Annotated in this window: 2 protein-coding genes and 1 CRISPR repeat array; of the genes, one reads left to right on the forward strand and one right to left on the reverse strand. The window is 39.1% G+C overall.

All coding sequences use genetic code 11. The annotated features are described in order from the left end of the window. Positions 1-205: 205 nt before the first annotated feature. Positions 206-1,954 carry a type V CRISPR-associated protein C2c8 gene (c2c8, locus tag EWV84_RS16955; protein WP_287078945.1) on the forward strand — a complete coding sequence of 583 codons (1,749 nt, stop codon included), beginning with the start codon at positions 206-208 and terminating at the stop codon, positions 1,952-1,954. A 97-nt stretch (positions 1,955-2,051) separates the two neighbouring features. Beyond that, positions 2,052-4,402: direct repeats of the CRISPR family, unit length 37 nt; unit sequence GTTCCAATTAATCTTAAGTCCTATTAGGGATTGAAAC. A 367-nt stretch (positions 4,403-4,769) separates the two neighbouring features. Here c2c8 and EWV84_RS16960 read toward each other — a convergent pair. Then, positions 4,770-5,039 carry a lipopolysaccharide assembly protein LapA domain-containing protein gene (locus tag EWV84_RS16960; RefSeq protein ID WP_286826666.1) on the reverse strand — a complete coding sequence of 90 codons (270 nt, stop codon included), beginning with the start codon at positions 5,037-5,039 and terminating at the stop codon, positions 4,770-4,772. Between the last annotated feature and the right edge of the window lie 196 nt (positions 5,040-5,235).

Below are 5,235 nucleotides of genomic sequence, written 5' to 3' on the forward strand. Positions count from 1 at the left end.
AAGACCAGAACAGATTTACTCTGTTAAGGCAGGTGCGGAACCCCGCAAGGGAAAGAAGCAGAAACCTAAATCGTGAGGTTTGGGAATCACCGTCCGTTTACGGCGGTGAGGATGTCAAGGGCCTTGCCCTTAGAATGCAGAATTTGTTATTTGACATAGCTCTAAACTAAAGCTAGTATAAAAGTATTTGATTTTTGAGCCTAACATGAAAGTCCTAGAGTTTAAAATTCATCCCACCGAAGAACAGGTCAGCAAAATTGATCAGTCTTTGGCTGCGTGTAAGTTACTCTGGAATCTTTCGATCGCACTTAAGGAAGAATCAAAACAAAGATATTATCGCAAAAAACATAAATTTGATGAGTTTAGCCCTGAAATATGGGAGTTAAGTTATTCTGGGCATTACGACGAAAAAGAGTTTAAATCCCTAAAAGATAAAGAGAAAAAGCTTTTAATCGGTAATCCTTGCTGCAAAATTGGATATTTTAAAAAGACAAGCAACGGAAAAGAATATACTCCCTTAGATGCTATTCCTATCCGTCGTTTTATGAATGCCGAAAATATTGACAAGGATGCTGTTAATTATCTCAACAGAAAGAAACTTGCTTTTTACTTTCGAGAAAATACGGCAAAATTTATCGGTGAAATTGAAACAGAGTTTAAAAAAGGCTTTTTTAAAAGTGTGATTAAAACCGCTTATGATGCCGCTAAAAAAGGCATTCGGGGGATTCCCAGATTCAAAGGAAGACGGGATAAAGTGGAGACTCTTGTTAATGGTCAACCTGGAACTATAAAAATTAAATCTAACGGGGTTATCGTTTCTTCAAAGATAGGATTATTAAAAGTACGGGGACTCGATCGATTGCAAGGGAAAGCTCCCCGAATGGCTAAAATTACTCGTAAAGCGACGGGATATTATCTACAGTTAACCGTTGAAACTGACGACACGATCTATAAAGAATCCGATAAATGTGTTGGTTTAGATATGGGTGCTGTGGCAATATTTACCGATGATTTAGGAAGACAATCAGAAGCTAAACGCTACGCAAAAATTCAGAAAAAGCGGCTTAACCGATTACAGCGCCAAGCTTCTAGGCAAAAAGATAACTCTAATAATCAGCGTAAAACCTACGCTAAACTTGCTCGTGTTCACGAGAAAATTGCTCGTCAGCGAAAAGGGAGAAATGCTCAATTAGCCCATAAAATAACCAGCGAATATCAATCAGTTATTTTAGAAGATTTAAAACTAAAAAACATGACAGCCGCCGCAAAACCTAAAGAAAGAGAAGACGGCGATGGCTATAAACAAAATGGCAAAAAAAGAAAGTCTGGATTAAATAAGGCATTACTTGATAATGCTATTGGTCAACTTCGCACATTTATTGAAAATAAAGCTAACGAACGTGGCAGAAAAATAATCCGAGTTAATCCTAAACATACTTCACAAACTTGTCCCAATTGTGGTAATATTGATAAAGCTAACCGTGTCAGTCAATCGAAGTTTAAATGTGTTAGCTGTGGTTACGAAGCCCACGCCGATCAGAATGCCGCCGCAAATATTTTGATCCGTGGCTTACGAGATGAGTTTTTGAGAGCGATTAGCTCTTTAATCAAGTTTCCTGTCTCTATGATTGGAAAATACCCTGGTTTAGCAGGGGAATTTACGCCTGATCTTGATGCAAATCAAGAGTCTATCGGGGAAGCGCCGATAGAGAATGCCGAACACTCGATTAGTAAGCAGATGAAGCAGGAAGGGAATCGCACCCCCACTCAGCCCGAGAATGGCTCGCAATCCCTTATTTTTTCTTCCGCCCCACCTCAGCCGTGCGGGGATAGCCACGGCAAAAACAAACCAAAAGCCTTATCTGATAAGGTATCCAAGCGAAAGCCTAAAAAATCGCGGGGCGCAATCCCCGAAAACCCCGACCAGCTTACGATCTGGGATTTACTAGACTGATTTTTTAGACCGAGCAGAACCTTGAAAACTGAATTTTAGCGAATGGGGCGCAATCCTTACCTGAAACCCTTTTACATCAAGGGCTAAAGGAAGATGGGAAGCAATTAAGCTTAAGCCTTATTAGGGGTTGAAACTTACTTGATAATGCTATTGGGAAGCAATTAAGCTTAAGCCTTACTAAGGATTGAAACCATGAGATATTTCGCCATTAGTCGGGCCTGAATCGAAGCAATTAATCTTAAGTCCTATTAGGGATTGAAACATCGGGTTAGACATTGGTTCACTGTACCGACTTAAAGTTCCAATTAATCTTAAGTCCTATTAGGGATTGAAACGCCCTTCAGCCCGCGCTCACCTTTCGGGCCGAGGGTTCCAATTAATCTTAAGTCCTATTAGGGATTGAAACTTGATTGTCGATCACTTTATTAACAATCTATCTACGTTCCAATTAATCTTAAGTCCTATTAGGGATTGAAACGTTAACCGTCAATGAAGTGTCGGCATATCCCTCGTTCCAATTAATCTTAAGTCCTATTAGGGATTGAAACATCGACGCTAACTTTAATTTTTAGTGGAGTCGTGGTTCCAATTAATCTTAAGTCCTATTAGGGATTGAAACATGGTTCGGATGATTTTCTCTAATTACATTAGTAATGTTCCAATTAATCTTAAGTCCTATTAGGGATTGAAACTTTTGTTCCGTCTGGTGGCTCGATTAATGTCTTCTCGTTCCAATTAATCTTAAGTCCTATTAGGGATTGAAACAGTCAGCTAACTCCCAGTGGTGAATTTGTAGGGAAAGTTCCAATTAATCTTAAGTCCTATTAGGGATTGAAACTCTTTGTCGTATCCTATGGTGCTTCGCCCTTTTGCGTTCCAATTAATCTTAAGTCCTATTAGGGATTGAAACTTCCCATCTACGACAATTGGAATATCAAATTGGATTTGTTCCAATTAATCTTAAGTCCTATTAGGGATTGAAACCTTCTCCAAATCCGTAAGCACCAGAAATAAAAAATGTTCCAATTAATCTTAAGTCCTATTAGGGATTGAAACGGGATTGCTGATAAATTCTTGACGGGCAAAATCAATTGTTCCAATTAATCTTAAGTCCTATTAGGGATTGAAACAAAAAATTATTTTTTGGAAGTAAAGATAATGGCCGAGTTCCAATTAATCTTAAGTCCTATTAGGGATTGAAACCGTGCAAGTCGATATTTATATTATCTGAATCGGTAGTTCCAATTAATCTTAAGTCCTATTAGGGATTGAAACAACCTTGAAAATACAGCCACCATCGATCGCTTAATGTTCCAATTAATCTTAAGTCCTATTAGGGATTGAAACAGCTAAAGCGATGGGGATTCCAATTCAAGCCGTCGGAACGTTCCAATTAATCTTAAGTCCTATTAGGGATTGAAACTGATAAAGATCAGCGATCTTACTCGTTGGTGAATGGTTCCAATTAATCTTAAGTCCTATTAGGGATTGAAACGTTTTTTGAATGATTACACAAATACCATTAATACTAGTTCCAATTAATCTTAAGTCCTATTAGGGATTGAAACGATCACAGGGAAAAATCGGAGAGACGCTGTATTTTATCCAGTTCCAATTAATCTTAAGTCCTATTAGGGATTGAAACTTTTTCCTCCGATGTTTTTTGGGGTTCCTGTTTTTGTTCTGTACACCGGTTCCTCTTAAGTCCTATTAGGGATTGAAACTGATCCGATTAAGAATGGCCTCCGGAATTTGATCATGTTCCAATTAATCTTAAGTCCTATTAGGGATTGAAACCTCAATGTTACGATGTTCTAGAGTAGCCAAAATATGTTCCAATTAATCTTAAGTCCTATTAGGGATTGAAACAGTAACGGGCAAATTAGCGTTGGAGGCTGTTAAAGTTCCAATTAATCTTAAGTCCTATTAGGGATTGAAACGACATTTCATTAAAAGACCCAGACACATTTGTTAAGTTCCAATTAATCTTAAGTCCTATTAGGGATTGAAACAAAATGACAGCGATTCTTGATTGTATTCCAGAGCGTTCCAATTAATCTTAAGTCCTATTAGGGATTGAAACTGCCCAGGCTTGTTGGTCCCAACCGGGGCGGATAGTTCCAATTAATCTTAAACCCTACTAGGGATTGAAACGCCGAACGAGTGCGATGATGTTGGTGGGGGTAAGCGAGTTCCAATTAATCTTAAGCCCTATTAGGGATTGAAACTTCGACATTGGGCAGAAATTGAGCGATATCAAGAGTTCCAATTAATCTTAAGCCCTATTAGGGATTGAAACGGGGGAAGCCAAAGAAATCGCTCAAAAACACAAAAAATGTTCCAATTAATCTTAAGCCCTATTAGGGATTGAAACGCTGCTCTTTACGAAGCGGAAAACGCAACAATTGCAGGTTCCAATTAATCTTAAACCCTAATAGGGATTGAAACTTCCGTCTAACCCAAAGTGCCAGCGATTGGAGTGATTGGGGGGAAAATTCAGGGACTTTTTCCCTGAAAATTAGGTAATTGACCAGATGAAAATCGCTAAAACCCTACACCCTACACCCCACACCCTACCCCCACGAAAAACTTTTTGCCGCAAATCCTACTTATGAGGACAGGCACTCATGCAAGAGGCACTGATGCAAAAGGGGGAATAAATAATCAGTCTTTAATAACTGGATTTAGTGTTATACGCTAGGGCGGATTCAAGCTCAGTCTGGTACATCTTCTAAGTGGAAAGGCTTATCCAATAAGGAGTTGTCCGTGCCAGATGGATAGAGGAACCGCCGTATTTAGATGCTGAACAGCTTATCTAAAAATCAAACTCGTCTAACCCCGGTTGTGGGGGAAAGCGACTGCGAGGAGATTTTTTCGACTTTCTCAAAAAAGCGGGGATAAATGCGGCCATAAAAAATCCAATTCCCAAAGAAAAAGCCAATAAAACACCGATAGGTACTTTAATTGACTCAAATTGTAGAAACTTTAAAGAAACTGGTTGGATATTTTGAATAGCAAAAACTGCCATGGTCATAATCCAGCCGCCGACAATAGCACTAGCTAAAAAATTACTAATTGTATTCATGCTTGTCCTCGCCCTGTTTGTGGGAGATTTTTTCAGGTTTTGTAGGCTAATTTCGCAGTTAGCTCCCTATTAATAGTTAGGGTCTGCTGAAAAAGTTTTTCGGTGGGGGTAGGAGTCAGGAGTCAGGAGTCAGGAGTCAGGAGTTTCAGGCTTTGTTGCCCTTGTTTTTTGTACCAAGCGATGTACTACAAGAAGG

The organism is Microcystis sp. M_QC_C_20170808_M3Col (assembly GCF_007095505.1).
GTDB lineage: Bacteria > Cyanobacteriota > Cyanobacteriia > Cyanobacteriales > Microcystaceae > Microcystis.